Source organism: Mediterraneibacter butyricigenes (assembly GCF_003574295.1).
Classification (GTDB): Bacteria; Bacillota; Clostridia; order Lachnospirales; family Lachnospiraceae; genus Mediterraneibacter_A; species Mediterraneibacter_A butyricigenes.
On the sequence record NZ_BHGK01000001.1, the window covers coordinates 300,051 to 321,295 of the forward strand.

General features: G+C 44.7%; 20 protein-coding genes and 1 tRNA gene. 4 read left to right on the forward strand and 17 right to left on the reverse strand.

Translation table 11 applies throughout. The annotated features are described in order from the left end of the window. The 3 genes from KGMB01110_RS01460 to KGMB01110_RS01470 are packed head-to-tail and all read left to right on the forward strand — an operon-like array spanning position 1 to position 3,759. A complete protein-coding gene (locus tag KGMB01110_RS01460) occupies positions 1 to 1,074 on the forward strand; it encodes an ABC transporter ATP-binding protein (RefSeq protein WP_117601998.1) in 1,074 nt (357 codons plus the stop codon). Next, positions 1,061 to 1,879 carry an ABC transporter permease gene (locus KGMB01110_RS01465; protein ID WP_119297358.1) on the forward strand — a complete coding sequence of 273 codons (819 nt, stop codon included), beginning with the start codon at positions 1,061 to 1,063 and terminating at the stop codon, positions 1,877 to 1,879. The genes KGMB01110_RS01460 and KGMB01110_RS01465 overlap by 14 nt, the downstream gene beginning before the upstream one ends. After that, entirely contained in the window at positions 1,879 to 3,759 is a 1,881-nt protein-coding gene (locus tag KGMB01110_RS01470; RefSeq protein ID WP_330507957.1) for an extracellular solute-binding protein, read from the forward strand. Before KGMB01110_RS01465 ends, KGMB01110_RS01470 begins: the two co-directional genes overlap by 1 nt. A gap of 314 nt (positions 3,760 to 4,073) precedes the next feature. Here the strand turns inward: KGMB01110_RS01470 and KGMB01110_RS01480 are convergent, their stop codons facing one another. The 7 genes from KGMB01110_RS01480 to KGMB01110_RS01510 all read right to left on the reverse strand — a co-directional run bounded on the left by KGMB01110_RS01480 (position 4,074) and on the right by KGMB01110_RS01510 (position 13,076). Further along, positions 4,074 to 5,729, reverse strand: a complete 1,656-nt coding sequence (locus KGMB01110_RS01480) for a nucleoside kinase (protein ID WP_117601994.1) — start codon at positions 5,727 to 5,729, stop codon at positions 4,074 to 4,076. Between the two features lie 40 nt (positions 5,730 to 5,769). Further along, positions 5,770 to 6,552, reverse strand: a complete 783-nt coding sequence (locus KGMB01110_RS01485; protein WP_117601993.1) for a Nif3-like dinuclear metal center hexameric protein — start codon at positions 6,550 to 6,552, stop codon at positions 5,770 to 5,772. Positions 6,553 to 6,567: 15 nt separating this feature from the next. Beyond that, the gene (locus tag KGMB01110_RS01490) at positions 6,568 to 7,281 is read right to left on the reverse strand and encodes a tRNA (adenine(22)-N(1))-methyltransferase (RefSeq protein ID WP_117889259.1); all 714 of its coding nucleotides are present in this window, start codon (positions 7,279 to 7,281) and stop codon (positions 6,568 to 6,570) included. Between the two features lie 57 nt (positions 7,282 to 7,338). Next, positions 7,339 to 8,451, reverse strand: coding sequence for an RNA polymerase sigma factor RpoD (gene rpoD / locus KGMB01110_RS01495; protein ID WP_117601991.1), 1,113 nt, complete (start codon positions 8,449 to 8,451; stop codon positions 7,339 to 7,341). A gap of 60 nt (positions 8,452 to 8,511) precedes the next feature. Next, positions 8,512 to 10,287 (reverse strand): DNA primase, encoded by a 1,776-nt coding sequence (gene dnaG, locus KGMB01110_RS01500; RefSeq protein WP_117601990.1) that lies wholly within the window; start codon positions 10,285 to 10,287, stop codon positions 8,512 to 8,514. Positions 10,288 to 10,343: 56 nt separating this feature from the next. After that, entirely contained in the window at positions 10,344 to 11,354 is a 1,011-nt protein-coding gene (locus KGMB01110_RS01505) for a deoxyguanosinetriphosphate triphosphohydrolase (RefSeq protein ID WP_119297359.1), read from the reverse strand. Positions 11,355 to 11,429: 75 nt separating this feature from the next. Beyond that, on the reverse strand, positions 11,430 to 13,076 hold the full coding sequence (locus KGMB01110_RS01510; RefSeq protein ID WP_119297360.1) for a phosphate--AMP phosphotransferase: 1,647 nt from the start codon (positions 13,074 to 13,076) through the stop codon (positions 11,430 to 11,432). Positions 13,077 to 13,226: 150 nt separating this feature from the next. Between KGMB01110_RS01510 and KGMB01110_RS01515 the strand changes: the two genes are divergently transcribed. After that, positions 13,227 to 13,311 (forward strand) — tRNA-Leu (locus KGMB01110_RS01515). A gap of 102 nt (positions 13,312 to 13,413) precedes the next feature. Here KGMB01110_RS01515 and KGMB01110_RS01520 read toward each other — a convergent pair. The 10 genes from KGMB01110_RS01520 to KGMB01110_RS01565 form a co-directional block, all read right to left on the reverse strand. Then, the gene (locus tag KGMB01110_RS01520) at positions 13,414 to 13,596 is read right to left on the reverse strand and encodes a hypothetical protein (RefSeq protein ID WP_117889262.1); all 183 of its coding nucleotides are present in this window, start codon (positions 13,594 to 13,596) and stop codon (positions 13,414 to 13,416) included. Positions 13,597 to 13,723: 127 nt separating this feature from the next. After that, a complete protein-coding gene (locus KGMB01110_RS01525; RefSeq protein WP_117601987.1) occupies positions 13,724 to 14,053 on the reverse strand; it encodes a cupin domain-containing protein in 330 nt (109 codons plus the stop codon). 140 nt (positions 14,054 to 14,193) lie between these two features. Beyond that, positions 14,194 to 15,582, reverse strand: coding sequence for a TrpB-like pyridoxal phosphate-dependent enzyme (locus KGMB01110_RS01530; RefSeq protein WP_119297361.1), 1,389 nt, complete (start codon positions 15,580 to 15,582; stop codon positions 14,194 to 14,196). Positions 15,583 to 15,760: 178 nt separating this feature from the next. Then, entirely contained in the window at positions 15,761 to 16,117 is a 357-nt protein-coding gene (gene rplT, locus KGMB01110_RS01535; RefSeq protein ID WP_117601985.1) for a 50S ribosomal protein L20, read from the reverse strand. Positions 16,118 to 16,150: 33 nt separating this feature from the next. Further along, positions 16,151 to 16,348, reverse strand: a complete 198-nt coding sequence (gene rpmI, locus KGMB01110_RS01540) for a 50S ribosomal protein L35 (protein WP_117601984.1) — start codon at positions 16,346 to 16,348, stop codon at positions 16,151 to 16,153. A 56-nt stretch (positions 16,349 to 16,404) separates the two neighbouring features. Further along, positions 16,405 to 16,899: a translation initiation factor IF-3 gene (gene infC, locus KGMB01110_RS01545; RefSeq protein ID WP_117601983.1), complete on the reverse strand. Its 495-nt coding sequence runs from the start codon at positions 16,897 to 16,899 to the stop codon at positions 16,405 to 16,407. 392 nt (positions 16,900 to 17,291) lie between these two features. After that, the gene (locus KGMB01110_RS01550; RefSeq protein ID WP_119297362.1) at positions 17,292 to 18,155 is read right to left on the reverse strand and encodes a DegV family protein; all 864 of its coding nucleotides are present in this window, start codon (positions 18,153 to 18,155) and stop codon (positions 17,292 to 17,294) included. A 123-nt stretch (positions 18,156 to 18,278) separates the two neighbouring features. Beyond that, a complete protein-coding gene (locus KGMB01110_RS01555; RefSeq protein ID WP_408631089.1) occupies positions 18,279 to 19,637 on the reverse strand; it encodes a spore germination protein in 1,359 nt (452 codons plus the stop codon). A gap of 61 nt (positions 19,638 to 19,698) precedes the next feature. Beyond that, complete coding sequence (locus tag KGMB01110_RS01560) at positions 19,699 to 20,208, reverse strand: dCTP deaminase/dUTPase family protein (RefSeq protein WP_119297364.1); 510 nt, start codon at positions 20,206 to 20,208, stop codon at positions 19,699 to 19,701. 5 nt (positions 20,209 to 20,213) lie between these two features. Then, positions 20,214 to 21,233 carry an alpha-hydroxy-acid oxidizing protein gene (locus KGMB01110_RS01565; RefSeq protein WP_119297365.1) on the reverse strand — a complete coding sequence of 340 codons (1,020 nt, stop codon included), beginning with the start codon at positions 21,231 to 21,233 and terminating at the stop codon, positions 20,214 to 20,216. Between the last annotated feature and the right edge of the window lie 12 nt (positions 21,234 to 21,245).

Here is a 21,245-nt window from a genome sequence, read left to right on the forward strand (position 1 = left end):
ATGCCCAAAAAAATTATTGATATCGTAAATATATCCAAATCTTTTGATGACAATCTTGTCCTGGATGAATTAAATCTTTACATCCGGGAAAATGAATTTCTGACACTTCTTGGTCCCAGTGGCTGCGGTAAGACCACGTTGCTTCGTATCCTCGGCGGATTTGAGACCCAGGATCAGGGAGACATTATCTTCGAAGGACAGAATATCAATGCCCTTCCCCCGAACAAACGTCAACTCAATACCGTTTTCCAGAAATATGCGCTGTTCTCCCACATGACCGTGGCCGAAAACATCGCGTTCGGACTGAAGATCAAAGGCAAGAGCAATGCCTACATCAAAGACAAGATCCGCTACGCGTTAAAGCTTGTCAATCTGGACGGTTACGACAACCGTACCACTGACTCTTTAAGCGGTGGTCAGCAGCAGCGAATCGCGATCGCCCGTGCCATCGTAAACGAACCGAAAGTCCTGCTTCTGGATGAGCCTCTTGGTGCATTGGATCTAAAGCTCCGTCAGGATATGCAGTACGAGCTGATTCGTCTGAAAAACGAGCTCGGTATCACCTTCGTCTATGTCACCCATGATCAGGAGGAAGCCCTGACCATGTCCGACACCATCGTCGTCATGAACCAGGGTTATATCCAGCAGATCGGTACTCCGGAAGACATTTACAACGAACCGCAGAACGCTTTCGTGGCAGACTTTATCGGTGACAGCAACATCATCAAAGCTACCATGGTAGAGGATAAAGTCGTAAAAATGTTAGGGGCAACCTGGCAGTGTGTGGATGTAGGTTTCGGAAAGAACACACCTGTGGATGCAGTTCTGCGCCCGGAAGACATCGATCTGGTAGCTCCGGAAGAAGGAACTATCCAGGGCGTCGTTACCCATCTGATCTTCAAGGGTGTTCATTATGAAATGGAAGTCCTTGCAAATAACTATGAGCTTTTAGTTCACAGCACAGATATGTTTCCTGTCGGAACCGAGGTTGGAATTCATGTGGATCCTTTCGATATCCAGATCATGAACAAACCGGAATCCGAAGATGAGGAGGCCGTCAATGTGGAAGAGTAGAAAAATTCTGACCGGACCTTATCTTCTCTGGTCCATCGCATTTACCATTCTTCCGCTCCTCATGATCGTTTACTACGGCATGACCACGGAAAAAGGACGTTTTACCTGGAGCAACCTGGCGCAGATCACCACACCTGAGAACTTAAAAGCTCTTGGACTGGCTTTACTTCTGTCTTTTGTGAGTACGGCAATCTGCCTGATCCTTGCCTATCCGCTGGCAATGATCCTTTCTGAGGCAAATGTAAACCAGACCAGTTTTATTGTTCTGATCTTTATTCTTCCGATGTGGATGAATTTCCTGCTTCGAACACTTGCATGGCAGAATCTGCTGGAAAAAAATGGGGTCATCAACACCATTCTGACCTTTTTCCACCTTCCGGCTCTTTCTCTGATCAACACACCGGGTGCCATCATTCTGGGAATGGTTTATAACTTCCTTCCTTTTATGGTACTTCCTATCTACAATGTGCTGGTCAAAATTGACCGGGATGTGATCTCTGCCGCAAAAGATCTGGGAGCCAACAATCTTCAGACGTTTTCCAAGATCATTCTGCCTTTAAGTGTGCCGGGGATCATCAGTGGAGTTACCATGGTCTTTGTTCCGTCACTGACCACGTTCGTAATTTCAGATTTGCTGGGCGGAAGCAAGATCCTTCTGATCGGAAATGTAATCGAACAGGAATTTAAGCAGAGCAGCAACTGGAATGTGGGAAGCGGACTTTCCCTGGTTCTGATGATCTTTATCATCGCCAGCATGGCTCTGATCGCAAAATATGATAAAGACGGGGAGGGGACAGCATTCTGATGAAAACATTTTTAAAAAGATTTTATCTCATCCTGATTTTTATTTTACTGTACGCTCCCATCGTTACTTTAATGGTTCTGTCCTTCAACAGTTCCAAGTCCCGTTCCAAATGGGGCGGATTTACCTTTAAATGGTATATTTCCCTGTTCCAGAACCAGGATATCATGAACGCACTGTACACTACGTTGATCATTGCATTTTTGTCCGCACTGATCGCCACTGTGATCGGCACTGCTGCCGCCATTGGCATGCAGGCTCTAGGAAAACGGTTTCGGACCTTCATGATGGGCGTCACCAATATCCCGATGCTCAACGCCGACATTGTAACCGGTATCTCCATGATGCTGTTGTTTATCGCCCTTCGATTCTCTCTGGGATTTACCACGATTCTGCTGGCACATATCAGTTTCAACATTCCTTACGTGATCTTAAGCGTATTGCCCAAACTGAAACAGACCAGCAAACACACTTACGAAGCCGCACTGGATCTGGGCGCTTCTCCCATCTATGCATTTTTCAAGGTGGTATTCCCTGATATCCTTCCGGGTGTATTTTCCGGATTCCTTCTGGCATTTACCATGTCACTGGATGATTTTGTTATCACCCACTTTACCAAAGGTCCGGGAGTAGACACTTTATCCACCAAGATCTATGGAGAAGTCCGAAAAGGAATCAAGCCGGAAATCTACGCGTTGTCCACTCTACTTTTCCTTACAGTGCTGTTGCTTTTGATCTTGTTAAATACTGCACCGGACAAAAAAGATCCAAAGACATCCAAAGCAAAGCCTTTATCCAAAGGACGGAAGGCTTCCAACTTTGTGTTCCGCCGGGTGGTTCCTGCCATGATTGCTCTCACCGTTCTTTTCGGCGGTATTTACTACGGAACCAAAAACGGAGTTGCCGGTGATAACCAAGTTATCGTATATAATTTCGGAGAATATTTAGATCCTGATGCCATCGAGATGTTTGAAGAAGATACCGGTATCGATGTGGTATACGAAGAATACGAAACCAACGAAATCATGTATCCAAAGGTTGAATCCGGTGCCATCGCCTATGATGTGGTGTGTCCGTCCGACTATATGGTACAGCGTATGATTGACAACGATCTTCTGGCCGAAATCAATTTTGATAACGTTCCGAATATCAAATATATTGACGATGTTTATCTGGAACATTCCCAGGAATTTGATCCCGGCAACAAGTATTCTGTCCCTCACCTCTGGGGAACCGTCGGAATCCTGTACAACACCTCCATGGTGGATGAACCGGTAGACAGCTGGGGAATCTTATGGGATGAAAAATATAAAGACAGCATCCTGATGCAGGACAGCGTCCGTGACGCCTTCGGAATCACCTTAAAATATCTTGGTTACTCCATGAATTCCACAGATCTGGATGAACTGGAAGAAGCAAAGGAAATGCTGTTGAAACAGAAACCTCTGGTTCAGGCTTATGTCGTGGATCAGGCAAGGGACAAGATGATCGGAAATGAGGCCGCACTGGCTGTGATCTATTCCGGAGAAGCCCTTTACTGCCACACAGAAAATCCGAATCTGGAATATGTGATTCCAAAAGAAGGTTCCAACCTCTGGATCGACTCCTGGGTCATTCCGAAAAATGCGAAGCATAAAGAAAATGCGGAAGCATTTATCAACTACATGTGTCAGCCGGAAATTGCAAAAATGAATTTTGATTATATTACCTATTCCATTCCGAACTCTGCCGGACAGGCATTGATCGAAGAACCGGAATATCGCGAAAGCCAGATTGCCTTCCCTGATATCGATACGCTTACCAATTGTGAGACGTTCCATTATCTCGGGCCAAAAAACGATGCCATTTATAACAAACTCTGGCGCGAAGTCAAATCCAAATAACCAAATCTAAAAACATGTATTGATGAAAACCATTATCCTCCCGCAAAAGGAATGCATAAGGGAACATCCGAAGCCCCAGTACTTTCTGAGAGCAAGCGCGAGCACCGCTCGAAGAGGCTCTCTCTATGGGGCGAAGGCAAGCGTAAGCGGTTCCCGTTGCAACCTTTTGTGGGAGAATTTCTGAGACATTATATCCAAATCGTACCACGCTTTTATCACGCAACACCATTTTTACCACGCATTTGCCACGTTTTCCTGTGCGTTTCTATGGTGTTAAGTGGGACAGATCATAAAAAATAACGGATATCTCCGGCTTACAGCCGGAAACATCCGCCTCCTATAAATTCTCTGACCAACGATGTGTTTGGTACATATTCACTTCCGATTCCCACGAAATAATCCAAAAACTTCAACAATCTCTTTGCTTCCACGTATTCCGGACTTTCTTTTTCCACTCCAAAAAGCAGTGGCTCTACATGTTGCTTTAATACAGCCAATTCATAGATCAGTGCCGAATTAAACATCACATCCGCTTCTTCCTGATATGGGAAAATATTCTCTTCCTCCCCTCTTCTTACCGAGCCCCACATTTCTATGGTTCTCTGGGCAGAAGTCCCTCTGGTTCTTGCATCTCTTACGATCCGCCGGATCAGTCGTCCGTCTGTACTCGGAATTCGGTTATGTTCATCAATGTTCAACTGGGTCAGCGCACTGATATAAATCTTAAATTTATTCGCATCTGAAAGACCTACTGTCAGTTTCGGATTCAGGCAATGGATTCCCTCGATCACCAGGATATCACGTTCTCCCAGTTTCTTTGGTTTTCCCACATATCTTCTGCGTCCCAGTTCAAAATCAAAGGTCGGAAGTACCACTTCTTCTCCATGCAACAGCTTCTGCATATCTTCATTGAATCCTGCCACATCAATGGCTTCCAGACATTCGAAATTATATGCTCCGTTTTCATCTTTCGGAGTCTTCTCCCGATCCACAAAATAATTATCCACGGAAATCGGATGCGGTCGTTTTCCTTCTGCCTTCAGTGCGATAGACAATCTCTGTGAAAATGTGGTTTTCCCGGAAGAAGAAGGTCCTGCAATCAGAACAAACTTAATTTCCGGATCTGCTGCGATCGTTCTTGCAATCTCAACAATCTTCTGCTCCTGGTGTACTTCTTCCACCAATACTGTCTCCAGCATATTATTGGAAGTCACCTGATCGTTCAAATCTCCTACCGTACGGATATTCTGAAGATCTCCCCATTTTTTTGCATCTTTTAACACATGGAACAGTTTTTCCTGAGGTGCAAATTCCGGAATTTCCGTAGGATTTTCTGCAGTTGGGAGCTGAAGTACAAACCCTTCATCATAAGGATACAATTCAAAATATTTCAAATATCCTGTATCTGGCACCATATAGCCATAATTATAATCCTCATATCCATCTATATCATAGATATTCACTTTCGAAACTCTCCGGTATTCAAACAAATGCTCTTTATCATGCATGTTATGTTCCCGAAACATTTTTACAGCATCTCTTGTATGTACAGAACGTTTGTGGAAAGGTACCTTCTGCTCCACCAGTTCTCTCATCCGCTTTTCCACCTGATCCAGAAAATCCCGATCCGGCTTTTTCTCCCCATCCAACGTACAGTATAGTCCTTTACTGATAGAAAATTGAATCCGTACGCCAAGACCAGATATATCATGAATGGCCTTGAGCAACAGCAGACACATACTTCTCTTGTAAGTCTCATATCCCACGCTCTGCCGCGTTGTAACAAAGGACAGTTCACAGTCTTCTTCCAGCGTCTTGTTCAGTTCCTGGAGGTAATAACCATCTTTGAACACCAGAACAATCTCACTATCATATTCCGGCTGATACTCCTGTGCAATCTTTTGATAGGTCATTCCCTTTTCATACCAGCATACCTTTTCTCCTATCGTCACCGCAATCTTTCCTTCCATATTCCGGCACTCCCTTCTGCATGAATCTCTTTTCTGCCAGCTAAATTGTTTGAAACGGATGGCAAACCTGTGCACATTTCACCTGTATCTCCGGCAGTTGTTCCTGAAAATACTTTTTCATATCTTCCATAAACATATATTCCGTTCCATAATGTCCTGCATCAATGATCGCAAGATCACGCGCCACCGCATCAATCCCCTCATGATGGCCGATGTCACCGGTGATCAGAACCTGTGCTTTCTTTGCAATCGCTTCGTCGATTACACTCTTTCCAGATCCCGGACAAATCGCTGCTCTTGTAATTTTCATCTCCAGATCTCCGAAAACCCGTGCATCCGGAAGTCCGAAGCCTTCTTTCACAAGCTGAGTACATTCTCTCAGACTTTTGGCTGTTTCCAGATTCCCGATCTTTCCGATTCCTTCTTCTCTCTCTTCGACAACCGCTGTCACTTCCAACACCTGAGGATCTTTCAGGTTTAATTTCTCTGCTGCCAGATCTGCCATTCTCTTCACATCATAATTGGTATGCATTGCATAATAATTCAGATCATTCTGCAACAGCTTGACCACCCTTCTTCCGATAAAGTCCTGATCCGTCACAGATTTCATGCCGCTGAAAATCAGCGGATGATGTGTCAGAAGAAGGTCTGCTCCCCAATGAATCGCATCCTCAATTACTTCATCCAGCGCATCTACTGCCAGATAAACCTTCTCAATCTCTTTGTCTTTTCTTCCCACCAACAGTCCCACGTTGTCAAAGTCCAACGCAGCTTGTTTCGGACACAACATTTCCAGTTGGCCGGTCAATTGATCCCATTCCATGTTTCATTCCTCCCGTCATTCTTGACGAATTCTCGAAAGCGCACTTTGAATGACTTCCAGCTCCTCTACAATCTGTTTTTTTCTTTCCCGGATTCTCTCAGAATCTTCTCTTTCCAGTCTTTGGAGAATCTCTTCGCAGATCTTCTGTTCCCTTCTTAAATATTCCAGCAACACGGGATGTTTCTGTTCCAGAAGACGCTTTCCAAATCTCAATTCTTCTGTGGTCCAGCTTTCCTGCCTGCATTTTTCTTTCTGATTCGGAAGCACTTTCATCATCGGATAATATTTTCCATCCTCTTTTACCATATCTTCCTGTATGATAAAAAAACCTTCCTCCAAAAGAAAGGTTCTGACTTTTTCCAGTTCTGACTGTGGCTGAAGCACACATTCCTGCAGAGAATCTGCAACTTCACGGCTCTCTGAGAGAATCTTTATCACGAGACCTCCGCCCATGCCCGCAATCACCGCACACTGTACTTCTCCTGTTTTTAATTCTTTCATTCCATCCGAAAGTCTTGTCTTAAGTTCTCCGTCTGTGAGGAGTTCCCCGATATGCTTCCTGGCCCGTTCCAACGGTCCCACATTGATATCCATGGCAATTCCGGATGGATTTTTTCCTTCAGATAACAGGTACACCGGAACATACGCATGGTCTGTTCCGATGTCTGCAATCCGAAGTCCCGGCGTCACAAGATCTGCGACTGCCTGTAATCGTTTCGATAATTCCATATCCTGCTCTTAATTTTCCTGTTCTGCTATCTGTTTTTATCCTTCTTTATCAGTGGATTAATCCAGATAATCTCTTAACTTTCTGCTTCTGCTTGGATGACGCAGTTTCCGAAGTGCCTTTGCTTCGATCTGACGGATACGCTCTCTGGTTACATCGAATTCTCTTCCCACTTCTTCCAGAGTTCTTGCTCTTCCGTCGTTCATACCGAATCTCAGCCGGAGTACTTTCTGTTCCCTTTCTGTCAGAGTATCCAGCACCTCATCCAACTGTTCTTTCAGAAGGGTAGCTGCTGCCGCTTCTGCCGGTACCAGCACATTGTCATCCTGAATAAAGTCACCCAGATGGCTGTCTTCTTCCTCGCCGATCGGAGTCTCCAGAGATACCGGTTCCTGTGAAATCTTCAGGATCTCTCTGACACGTTCTACCGGCATATCCAGTTCTGCTGCGATCTCTTCCGGCGTGGGCTCACGTCCCAGCTCCTGAAGCAACTGTCTGGACACACGGATCAGCTTGTTGATCGTCTCTACCATATGCACCGGAATACGGATCGTTCTCGCCTGATCTGCAATGGCTCTCGTGATAGCCTGACGAATCCACCATGTTGCATAAGTACTGAATTTGTAACCTTTATGATAGTCAAATTTCTCTACGGCTTTGATCAGGCCCAGGTTTCCTTCCTGAATCAGATCAAGGAACAACATTCCGCGTCCCACATAACGTTTTGCGATGCTGACAACCAGTCGTAAGTTGGCCTCTGCCAGCTTCTTCTTCGCTTCCTCGTCTCCGTCTTCCATTCTCTGCGCCAGTTCAATCTCTTCATCAGCAGAAAGAAGCGGAACCTTACCGATCTCTTTCAGATACATACGAACCGGATCCTCGATACTGATTCCGTCCGGAACGGAAAGATCGATCTTTTCCATATCCACTTCGTCTTCTTCATTCAGAATGATATCGTCATCATTGACATCATCTGAGTCATCACTGATTCGAAGGACATCAATATTGTTTGCTTCCAGACGTTCATAGACAGTCTCCATCTGTTCCGCATCCAGTTCCATATCCTGGAAAAAGTCATTGATTTCCTGAAGTTCCAGAATACTTTTCTTCTTTTTGCCCCATGTCACCAACTCTTTTAACTTTTCTTCGAATTTCTGTGTGTTTTCTTCCATGTGTCCTACCTTCCTTGCCCGCAAGCCTCATCCTTCGGGCTGTCTTGTTTTATTTTAACCCTAATCAATGGAAATATGCAGTTTCCGCAGCTCTTCCACTGCTTTTCGCTCCTTCATCATCCGCTGGAATCCTGCAAGATCCGTCGGTGGAAGTTCCCGCATCTTCCGTTCCAGAGAAGCGTCCTTCACTTTGATGATAGTTTCCTTTAATGCCTTTTCCTGCTCTTCCTTCGTGGTCAGTTCCTGTATTTTGGTATGGAACAGCGCAGCCACCTGCTTATGTTCCTCTTCTTCTGTAAAATGACTTATGACTCTGGCGGGATTGATCTCGCCTTCCTCATACTGCTGATATAAAAGATCCGCAACCGTCCGATACAGCTCTGTTGTAAAATCTTCCGGACTTATGTACTTTTTGATAATCCCAAACAGCTTCCTGCTCTCGATCATCCAGGTCAGAAGTACGCCCTGAGATTTCTTCTGTCCGTGCTCTTTCGGCTTTTCTGTCTGCTGTGTAGATCTTGGTCTGCTTGCCGGTCGCGCCAGGCCATCCTGAATCGCTGTTTTGCTTACAAGCTTCTTCAGGCTTCCCATATCCACCTGATATTCTTTTGCAACCGCTTCTATATAATTGTTGCGCTCCAGTTCTTCCTCAAAGGTGCCCAGTCTTCTGGCTGCCTCCTTCAGGAAATCTGTTTTCCCTTCCGGCGTATTCAGATCATAGTTCTTACTCAACGTTTCCAGAGAAAACATAAAACCGTTCCGCGCCTTGCCAATCCGTTCCTCAAACGCTTCCGCGCCCAGATTCTTGATAAATTCATCCGGATCTTTATAGGGATCCATCCGGATCACACGCGTCGTGATCCCTGCTTCTTTCAAAATCGGGACCGCCCGAAGCGCCGCTCTTGTACCCGCATCATCACTGTCGTAGGTCAGATAAACCTCCTGAACATAACGCTTGATCAGAGAGGCATGTCCAGATGTCAGTGCTGTTCCAAGAGATGCTACCGCATTGGTAAATCCCGCCTGATGCAGCGCGATCACATCCATATAGCCCTCGCACACCAGAAAATACGGCTTTCTCGAAGTCCTTGCCCGATTCAGTCCGTAAAGATTCCGGCTTTTATCAAAGATCATGGTCTCCGGAGAATTCAGATATTTAGGCTTTCCGTCTCCCATGACACGGCCTCCGAATCCGATCACCCGACTGTTCACATCCATGATCGGAAACATGACACGGTTCCAGAACTTGTCATAGACTCCGTTCTTTTCATCCGTATTGATCAGTCCCGCCTGACGGATCTGATCTTCCGTATAGCCTTTCGATCTCAGATACCGATACAGATCATCACTGTATTTACTGGAATATCCAAGACCAAACGCCGTAATCGTCTCATCTGACAATGCCCGTCCGGTCAGATAACGGTAAGCCGTCTCTCCCCGGTTCGATTTCAACTGCGCATAGAAATACTTCGCTGCCGTCTTATTGATCTCCAATAAAGTAGATCTCAGATCCGCTTTTACTTTTGCTTCTCTGGAATATTCCATCTTCGGCAGTTCTACCCCTGCTCTGTCAGCCAGCGTCTTCAATGCTTCCGGAAAGGTATAATTTTCATATTCCATCAGGAATGTAAAAACATTTCCACCATTTCCGCATCCGAAACAATAATACATCTGCTTGTCCCGGCTCACCGAAAAAGACGGAGACTTCTCATTATGAAAGGGACAGAGTCCGAAATAGGAACTCCCTTTTTTCTGCAATCTGACATATCCGGAGATCACATCCACAATATCATTCTTTGTACGTACTTCTTCTACCAGATCATCGGAATAATACATGTTTCTTTGTTTCTCTCCCTTTTTATGCTTTTATGATCCATGTTATGAACGCTGCTTCATGAAAGAACCCATGCATCCGGAACGAAAATTTCTGTAAATTTTCTGACCGCATAGGTATCTGTCATACCCGCAATATAATCACAGACTGTCTGTTCCAGTTCTTCCTCTCCTTCTGACAGATTCCTCTGATAATGCGCCGGAAGCTGTCCCGGATTCTGAACATAGTAAGAGTAGAGCTGTTCCACCATATGTACTGCCTTATCCTCTTCCTTTTTGGCAATAGAATTGGTATAAATATGGTCAAACATAAAGGAGCGCAGTGCATACATCTCCTGCTCTACCTCTTCTGACATCATGATGTGATCCTGTTCCATACTGTGAATGATGACATCATGAACCATCTTATTCAGCCTTGATTTGCTGTTCATTCCCAGTGCTTTTCGAAATTCCATGGGGATCTCTTCTTCTGTCAGAACCTTGCCGCGAATCGCATCATCAATGTCATGATGGATATAGGCAAACTTATCCGAAAGCCTCACCACCTGTCCTTCCAGCGTATGCGGTGTCCCTGATGTCTGATGGTTCAGGATTCCGTCTCGCACTTCCCAGGTCAGATTCAGACCCTTTCCGTCCTTTTCCAACTTCTCAACCACCCGGACACTCTGTTCCTGATGTGAAAAATGATGAATCCGATTCAACGCTTTCTCTCCTGCATGGCCAAATGGCGTATGCCCCAGGTCATGTCCCAGCGCAATCGCTTCCACCAGATCCTCATTGAGCGCCAGCGCCTTCGCAATCGTCCGTGCGATCTGCGAAACTTCCAGCGTATGCGTCAGTCTGGTCCGGTAATGATCACCTTCCGGAAGCAGAAACACCTGTGTCTTCTGCTTCAGTCTCCGGAAAGATTTGCAGTGAAGGATCCGATCCCTGTCCCGCTGAAAAGCCGTGCGCATATCACATTCCGGTTCTTTGCGCACTCTGCCCCTCGTCTCGCTGCTCTTTGCCGCATAAGGACTTAAGTTGTTCCATTCTCGTTCTTCCAGTTGTTCTCTGATCGTTCTATCCATAATTACGCCCTCCCGGGTTCATCCGAATAAAAGCACCTATCATTAATATTCCGTGTCAAGCCCTTTTTTCCTTTTTTATTTTTCAGAAAAATCTATCTTTTTTTCGATTGCCTCAATTACGCTTCTTATCACTTTCAGTCTGGCATAATATTTGGAATTTCCTTCCACAATGATCCAGGGTGCATCTTTCGTTGAAGTCCGCAATATCATCTCATCCACTGCTTTTTCATACTGATCCCACTTTTCCCGGTTTCTCCAGTCCTCCTCTGTGATCTTCCACTGTTTTTCCGGATTTGTCTGTCTTTCCACGAATCGTTTTGCCTGTTCTTCCTTATCAATCTGCATCCAGAATTTCAACACGATTGCCCCGGAATCTGTCAGATCTTTTTCCATCTCATTGATCTCCCGATACGCTCTTTTCCATTCTTCCGGTGTGCAGAATCCCTCGATTCGTTCCACCATAACTCTTCCATACCAGCTCCGGTCAAAAATCGCCACATGTCCCTCCTTCGGGAATGCCCGCCAGAATCTCCAGAGATAGTGGTACTTTTTCTCCAGATCATTCGGGGCACAGGTCGGATGTACCACATACCCCCTGGGATCCATTCGTTTTGTCAGTCGCTTGATCGCTCCACCCTTTCCGCCTGCATCCCATCCTTCAAATGCCAATACCACAGGAATTCGTCTGCGATACAATTCCCCGTGTAGTTTTTCCAGTTTCTTCTGAAGCCGTTTCACTTCTTTTTCATAGACTTCTTTGCTGCATGATTTACTTAAATCTGCCTGCGCAAGCACGGAGGAATGAAGTTCTGTTTGTTCTTTGCTTCCTGAACTTCCTACATCTTGTATTTCAGTTTCTGCTTTTCTTTCCGCATTGTCCTCTGCCAATACCCACTCTCTTCGAACCCCATTTTCTACCAGATTTTCAATTCCACACTCACGGCTCACGTCTTCTGACTCTGTTACCGTTTTTGTCTGATTTTTTTCCAAGTCAGAACATTGTACCTTTTTTACCATATCGACAGCCTGTCGCAGCCGTTGAATGACAGTATCGTAGATCTTCATCGTCGCATATCTTCGATCCATTGCTTCCACAAGCGTCCAGCTTGCATCTTCCGTGTCTGTCCTCTGCAACATTTCCTCGTTGATTGCAAGGTATTTTTCAAATTTATGATTCCGCTTCCAATCCTCCGTTGTGACCCTCCAGGCAGTTTCCCTATCCTTTTCCAGATTTTTCATTCGCTTTTTCTGTTCTTTCTGATCAATGAACAGGAAAAACTTTATCAGCACCATCCCGTCTGCCGTCAACTGCTGTTCAAAAGAACGTATCGACCGAAAGGCATGCTCCAGTTTCACGCCTTTGATTTCCCCCTCAAACCGATCCGTCTGAACCTTTCGGTACCAACTGGTATCAAAGATCGCAATCCGTCCCTTCTCCGGAAGCCTATTCCAATACCGCCAGAGAAACGGATGAAGTTTTTCATCCTTTGTTTCCTTTTTCATTGCATGAACCTCGAACCCTCTGGGATCCAGAGACTCGATTAATTCCCCGATCTGAACTCCTTTTCCTGACGCATCCAATCCCTCAAACACGATCATCACCGGAATGTGAAGTTCCCGACATTCCCGCTGTAATTTCCCAAGTTCTGTTCTTCGGCTTTCTATTTCTTCCTTATACAGCTTCTTGTCCATCTTTTTTGTTACATCCAGTTTCTCCAGCATTTTCGCACCTCCACAGGTAATCTAAAACCAACTGTTTTTATTATAATTCTTTTTTTCAAAAAAATTCAATTTATGTGTTGACATTTTCGTCATGCTTCGCTATAATATCAAATGTTGGTGCTGCAAAACGCAACACATTAACAACGAAATGCGGAAGTGTCGGAACTGGCAGACGAGCAAGACTAAGGATCTTGTGATCAATGCGATCGTGTGGGTTCAAGTCCCATCTTCCGCAGTTTATAATTTTAGGGAAGTCTTTCAAGACTTCTTTTTTATTTTCTTCTATTTCACTTTTTTTGATGATACTTTATCATTTCACTGAAAGTTCCGAATTCACTCACAATCCCAACATCCCTTTGCCCAATACACTCTTTTTATATTTGAAGATCAAACACTTTATACCATCCTCATCTTCAAATGAATTCGTATATTCTATTTTAGCCGGTTTCTTTCCAAGTTCACTTGGATCAGATAACCAATCTTCTAATTCTGCTATTGCGTTTTTAATTTCTTCATTCATAATCACACCTCCCTACGGTCTGTAGTTATACTATCGCATATTGATTAAAATAACAATAATTCATGCACAAAAATCCTCTGCCTTGCATCATATCTCAGATTGCAAAACAGAGGATTTCTATTCTTCCCTAAAATACCACAACCAGCAGCATCTTAAACTGTTCCTGCCCATAAACCGCATGCGGATGCTTTGCAGGCATTACGATAGATTCTCCCTCGTGAAGTTCATACTCCTTCCCATCGATGGTAATCTTTCCAACACCATCCAGACAAGTCACAAACGCATCTCCTCCGGATTCATGTGTACTTATCTCTTCTCCTTTATCAAAAGAAAACAGCGTCACACTCAGGGCATCGCTCTGAGCCAATGTCTTACTGACTACCTGTCCCTGCTGATATGCCACCTGATCTTTCAGGGTCATTACTTCTGCTTTATTGATATTTTTCATTCCTAACATACGATCCTGCTCCTTTTCTTTTTTATAAGAATAGTATAACAGTTTACCGCACTCTTATTTGTTGTAATTCCAATATTTCCGTGAGCAATTATATTCCAATCCAAAAATTCACCGTCAAACCGCTGTTAGCATCTATTATGTCAGTCCATCATATTACCGGGGAATCTTGGAATTCCGTCAAATCCCACTTTCAGATCTTCATCCGTCGGAATGTAATCAGACATTTCTCCATTATGGAATTTCTCATAAGCATACATATCAAAGTATCCGGTTCCGGTCAGTCCGAAGAGGATTGTCTTCTCTTCTCCTGTCTCCTTGCACTTTAATGCCTCATCAATGGCAACTTTGATTGCATGGCTGCTTTCCGGTGCCGGCAGGATTCCTTCTACTCTTGCAAATCTCTCTGCCGCCTCAAAGACAGAAGTCTGTTCCACAGAACGCGCTTCCATATATCCATCTGCATACAACTGAGATAAGGTAGAACTCATTCCGTGATAACGCAGTCCTCCTGCATGGTTCGGAGATGGAATAAATCCACTTCCAAGGGTATACATCTTTGCCAACGGGCATACCATTCCGGTATCACAGAAATCATAGGCATAAACGCCTCTTGTAAGACTCGGGCAGGATGCCGGTTCTACTGCGATAAACTGATAATCTTTTTCTCCCCGCAATTTTTCTCCCATAAACGGAGAAATCAGTCCGCCAAGATTGGAACCGCCTCCGGCACATCCAATGATGATATCCGGTGTCACGCCGTATTTATCCAGTGCAGCCTTTGCCTCGACTCCGATCACTGACTGATGCAGCAGAACCTGGTTCAGTACGCTTCCAAGCACATAACGGTATCCTTCCGTTCCGACAGCTGTTTCTACTGCTTCTGAAATCGCACAGCCAAGACTTCCTGTGGTTCCCGGATGTTCTGCCAGGATCTTTCTCCCCACTTCGGTTTCAGTGGACGGAGACGGAGTCACACTGGCTCCGTAAGTACGCATTACTTCGCGGCGGAACGGTTTCTGTTCATAAGAGCATTTTACCATGTATACCTTACAGTCCAGATCCAGATAAGAGCAAGCCATAGAAAGTGCAGTTCCCCACTGCCCTGCTCCGGTTTCTGTCGTTACACCCTTCAGCCCCTGTTTCTTTGCATAATATGCCTGCGCAATGGCTGAATTCAGTTTATGGCTTCCACTGGTATTATTTCCCTCGAATTTGTAATAGATCTTTGCCGGTGTATCCAGTTTTTTCTCCAGACAATACGCACGTACCAGCGGTGCCGGACGGTACATCTTATAAAAATCAAGAATTTCCTGCGGAATCTCGATATAACGGTCTGTATTGTTTAATTCCTGAGCTACCAGTTCATCACAGAACACGACACCAAGTTCTTCCGCAGTCATTGGTTCATGGGTAGCAGGATTCAGAAGCGGTGCCGGTTTATTCTTCATATCTGCACGCACATTGTACCAGTATTTCGGCATCTCATCTTCATTCAGGTAAATCTTATAAGGAATTGTTTTCTCACTCATATGTTTTCTCCTTTTTCTTTTTTCTGACTGCATCAATATTTATAGATCCAGTTCTTTCCTCCATTCTGTTTCAGAAGAATCGTTTCAGAATTTTTCTATGTTCTCTTTTATTATAACAAAAAAGCTCCCATTCCGGCAAAATATATTGCCGAAACAAGAGTTTTACTTTTCTGTCTGATTATGCAAGTTTTTCTTTTGCAACTTCTGCCAGTGCTGCGAAGCCTTCTTTGTCGCTGACTGCCAGTTCTGCTAACATCTTGCGGTTCATGTCAACACCTGCAAGCTTCAGTCCGTGCATCAGTTTGCTGTAAGAAAGTCCGTTCATTCTTGCTGCTGCGTTGATACGAGCGATCCAAAGCTGTCTCATCTGACGTTTTCTCTGTTTTCTTCCAGCGTAAGAAGAGGTAAGAGCTCTCATAACAGACTGTTTTGCAACTCTGTACTGTTTGGATCTAGCTCCTCTGTATCCTTTCGCCAGTTTTAATGTTCTATTATGCTTTTTCTTTGCGTTCATTCCGCCTTTAATTCTTGCCATCTCTTAATTTCCTCCTTTTAGATCAACCAAATCTTACAGATATGGTAACACTTTCTTCATGTTCTTTACATTCGTAGCGTCTGTAATAGTAGACTGTCTCAGATTTCTCTTTCTCTTGGTAGTCTTCTTTGTTAAGATATGGCTCTTGTAAGCTTTATTTCTTTTCAGTTTACCGGTACCTGTCTTTTTGAAGCGCTTTGCAGCTGCTCTATTTGTTTTGATTTTTGGCATAATATGTTCCTCCTTCATTGGTTGCCTTGCGGACATCTGTCCGTGGTTTCTTATTTTTAACGTTTTTCAGTTAAAACCATGCTCATGCTTCTGCCTTCCATTTTGGCAGGTTTCTCCACAACAGCCACATCTTCCAGAAGCTTTGCAAAATCATCCAGAATGTGTTTACTCTGCTGAACGTGAGCCATCTCACGGCCGCGGAAACGCAGTGTCACTTTTACGCGATTTCCTTTGCCGATAAATTTCTTGGCATTGTTTACCTTCGTATTCAAATCATTAGTATCAATATTCGGTGAAAGACGTACTTCTTTCAACTCAACCGTCTTCTGTTTCTTCTTTGCTTCTTTCTCACGTCTGCTCTGCTCGTATCTGTACTTTCCGTAATCAACAATCTTGCAAACCGGCGGCTGTGCTTTCGGAGCAATCTTTACAAGATCCAGATCTGCCTCAGATGCGATCTTCATTGCTTCTCTTGCTGACATAATTCCCAGCTGTTCTCCATTTTCACCGATCAGGCGTACTTCCCTGTCTCTGATTTGTTCGTTGATCATTAAATCGCTAATTGTAGTGTACCTCCGTAATATCATTCCCTATTGACTGTCGGTTGCTCAAAGCATCTTTGCGAATCGCCACAGCATACATCCCTGCGGATGTATGTTCACCGTACTGAAAATCCTGTAGAATAAAAATAAGGGCGAACCAAAGTTCACCCTTTCATCCTGTATGACACAACAATCCATAATATAAAGACTGTAAAATCTGTCGATATCAGACCGTATGCACTCGATTATGATACGGTGAGAGTGAAACTCTGCTTTGTTTTCCGCTTTACGCAACTATTAATCTACCACAGACTTTTGATCCTGTCAACTATAATTTTATATTTATCGATACTCTCCTGTAGGATTACAATACATGTTTGACAAACCTACAATTTTTATATTTATCGATACTCTCCCATATTGAATACCGCTACCACGCCCGGACCGGTATGACTTCCGATTACGGTTCCGATGTTGTGGATCAGAATGTTGTCGATTCCCATCTTTTCTTTCACCAGTTTCGCCACATACTGTGCATCTTCCAGACAGTCTCCGTGGGTGATCATGATGATGTCATTTTCCCAGCCTTTGGAACGCTCTATGGCCATATCCACGATCTTGTGGAGAGATTTTTTTCTCCCTCTCTCTTTTCCAATGACCTGAAGTCTTCCTTCTTCATCCATATGTATGATAGGTTTGATCTGGACAAGGGTTCCCAGAACTGCTGTCGTCCTGGAGATTCTTCCTCCTCTTTGCAGGTGGTTCAGATCATCCACCGTCACATTATGGCAAATGTGAAGTTTGTTCTTTTCCGCCCAGTCTGCAATCTCATCAATCGTCTTTCCTTCTGCTTTCTGTTTCAGGGCATAATATAGAAGTAATCCCTCGCCCATGCAAGCGCACAGTGTATCGATCACATAGATCTTCGCGTCCGGGTATTCTTCCTGGAGTTCTTCCTGGGCCAGCTTCATGCTGTTGCAGGTTCCGCTGAGCCCGGAAGAAAATGCCAGATGCAATACATCTTTTCCTTCTTTCAGAAACGGTTCCAGTGCTGCTTTTGCTTCTGCCGGATTGATCTGAGATGTCGTCGCCATCTTTCCCTCTCTCAGCTTCGCAAAGAACTCTTTCGCACTCAGTCCGTACATATCTGTATAGGTTTCTCCGTCTATCGTATATTTCAAAGGAATTACCGGTACATTTCTCTCTTCCAGCCATGACAGCGGCAAATCCACAGTACTGTTTACTGTAATCACAAACTCTCTCATAAATAACCTTCCTTTCTCTGTTCAGCCCTATCATAGCATTATTTGATTCAAGATGCAAAAACAATTTCTCCGCATATCGGCAACCTTAACACGTTATGAACGAATTCCTCCGGATATAAAAAATTAATTTCTCCGGATTCTGAGATAACTTCGCCCGGAAAGTGTCTTGTTAAACGCAACAGCGCAAAACACCAGGATCATCCCGATCAGAAAACCAATCCAGTTCAAAAGTGCGGTCAGAACCAGAAGCATCAGCCGCATAAATTTCAGAGCATATCCCAGTTCAAAATTCGGCTGAGTATAATTTGCTACCGCCACAAACGCCATATACAGCATGACTTCACTGTTGAACCACCCGGACTGCACCGAGAATTCTCCCAGTACCAGACCTGCAATCACGCTCAGGGGTGTACTCAGCATGCTTGGTGTATTCAGTGCGGCAAGTCTCAGACCATCAATCGCCAGTTCCAGAATCAGAAGCTGAAAGATCAGCGGAATATTCACCATATCCTTGACTGCCACAAATGCAAACACTTTCGGAAGCCAGTTCAGGTTCTGCATCATCAATAAAAACACCGGCGTCAGGAAAACTGTGAGAACCGTAATGATTGCCCTCGAAACTTTCAGATAGATCCCGGTCAGAGTCGGAAAATAATAATCATTTGCCTCTTCGATCATATCCAGGATGGAAGTCGGGAGAATCAATGCCGATGGCGAGTTGTCAACAAGCATTACGATTTTCCCTTCCAGTAAGCAGGCTGTCGCCGTATCCGGACGTTCTGTATACTTGAATTTTGGAAACGGATTGAACCACTTTCTGCGAAATAACGCCTCTGCCAGCGTCTGCTGATTCATTTTCATATCATCAAGTGTCAGTCCTTCCACCCGTTCTGTCACTACCTGTAACACTTTCGAATCCACCCGGTCTTCCATATAGCAAATCACCACATCCGTTTTCGAGCTTTTCCCCACCGATTCCATTTTCATAATCAGGTGCGGATCCCGAATCCTTCTTCTCATCATCGCCGTGTTAAATACAACCGTTTCCACAAATCCGTCTCTGGATCCCCGAAGTGATTTGTCTGTCTCCGGCTCTTCCACGCCTCTGGCCGGATAAGTCCGACAATCAATGGCTATGCATCCCTCATATTCCTCGATGAAGAGGCAGGTCACGCCCGAAAACATATTTTTCATCACTTGATCAAACTGATGCAAAATTTCCACTTCCACATATGGAATACATTTTGCCGAAAACTCCAGAATTCTCTCCGGCATATCTTCCGGTTTGATCTTCATCATGGAATCCAGAAGCTTTAACATGGCTTCATCTTTCATAAAACCATCTATAAAATAAAAAGCGGCATTCCTCCCACCAATTTCAATCTCCCGCTTGATCAGATCAAAGCTCGCCTCCACAGGCAAATGTTGATCCATCCACGCCAGATTGTCGTGAAAAGAACTGCCGACTTCTTTTTCTTTCATATTTTTCATAGGAACACTCCTTTCAACTCTTCTTCCAGTAGTGTTCCTGTTTTCCCGGATTTTATGTGGTACTTCCGAATCCCCCGTTGCGAATGGCTGTCGCATCATCATCCACTGTGATTCCGTACTCTACGAAAATCCCCTGCATAAAACCTTCTCCGGCTTTCAGTTCCAGAGTCTTGTCTTCTCTGGAATCATTGGTCAGTTTTGCAAAAATATGTCCCTCATTATCCGAATAGAAATAATCGCTGTCAATGATTCCCACGGTGTTGTTCAACTGCAGACGATATTTGAAGCCCAGACCGCTTCTCGGATAACATTTCAACACCCACTCCGGTTCCATTTCCACACGGATTCCGGTCGGGATCTTGATTCCCTGACCCGGCGCAACCGTAAAATCCACCGGAGAAAAGAAATCATACCCAGCAGACCCTGCTGTCGCTCTTTTTGGCAGCCTGATCTGTTCATAGATCTCTTTTACCTTTTCCTCCGTTGTTTCCGGAAATGTATCTTTCCATCCTTCCAGAAACTGCTCATAACTTACTTTATGAAACTTTGCAATTTTTTTCATGTTTTCTATCCTCTCCAAATCTGTTCCGTTCCGATCTCATCCAGTGAAAATGTTCCGCACATCGCCATCGTATCTTCCAGTTCCGATTTGATCTTATTGGTGTAAACCTGTACGCCTTCACTTCCCCCGCCATAGACTGCTGTCACAAATGGTCTTGCAATGATCACTGCGTCCGCTCCGAGTGCCAGTGCCTTGAATACATCTGTACCGGAACGGATTCCGCCGTCTACGAAGATCTTCATCTTTCCTTCCACCGCTTTTACGATCTCCGGCAGCACTTCCGCCGTTGCCGGACACTGATCCAGTACCCGTCCGCCGTGATTGGACACTACAATTCCTGCCGCACCTGCTTCCATGGCTTTTCTTGCACCTTTCGGTGTCATAATTCCTTTTAAAATAAACGGAATCTCCGCCATCTTCACGATCTCTTTTAATTCATCTACCGATTTACTGCCCGCCGGCGGATTCAAATTCTTCAGAAACGGTAAGCCTGCTGCATCAATATCCATCGCCACCGCAAAGGCGCCTGATTTTTTCACCAACTCCATCTTTTCACGAATGGTTCCCAGATCCCACGGTTTAACCGTCGGAACCCCGATTCCGCCATTTGCCGAGATCACCGCAGTTCCTTCTTTCATTACCATCTCATCTACACCGTCTCCGGTAAACGCTGCGATCCCTTCCTTTGCACAACCTGAAACCAGAATCTGATTATATTCGTCTTCCGTATATTTTTCTCCATAATGTAATTTCACAGAACCTACCGGACCCGCAAAAAACGGAGCCGAAAATGTCTTGCCAAACATTTCTAATTTCGTGGATACATCCTGTTTCTCGCAGATTGTATCCATATTAATCCGGATATTCTGCCATGTTTCATAGTTCCGGACGGCCAGTGTACCGCTACCCTTCGCCCCCGGACCAGGCATCTGGTTGGAACAGGCTCTTCCGTTGCAGACCGGACAGGCCTTGCAGTAAGGTCCGATGCATCCTCTTGCGTTTTTTAAAATCTCTTCATAAGTCATATTTCATTCCGC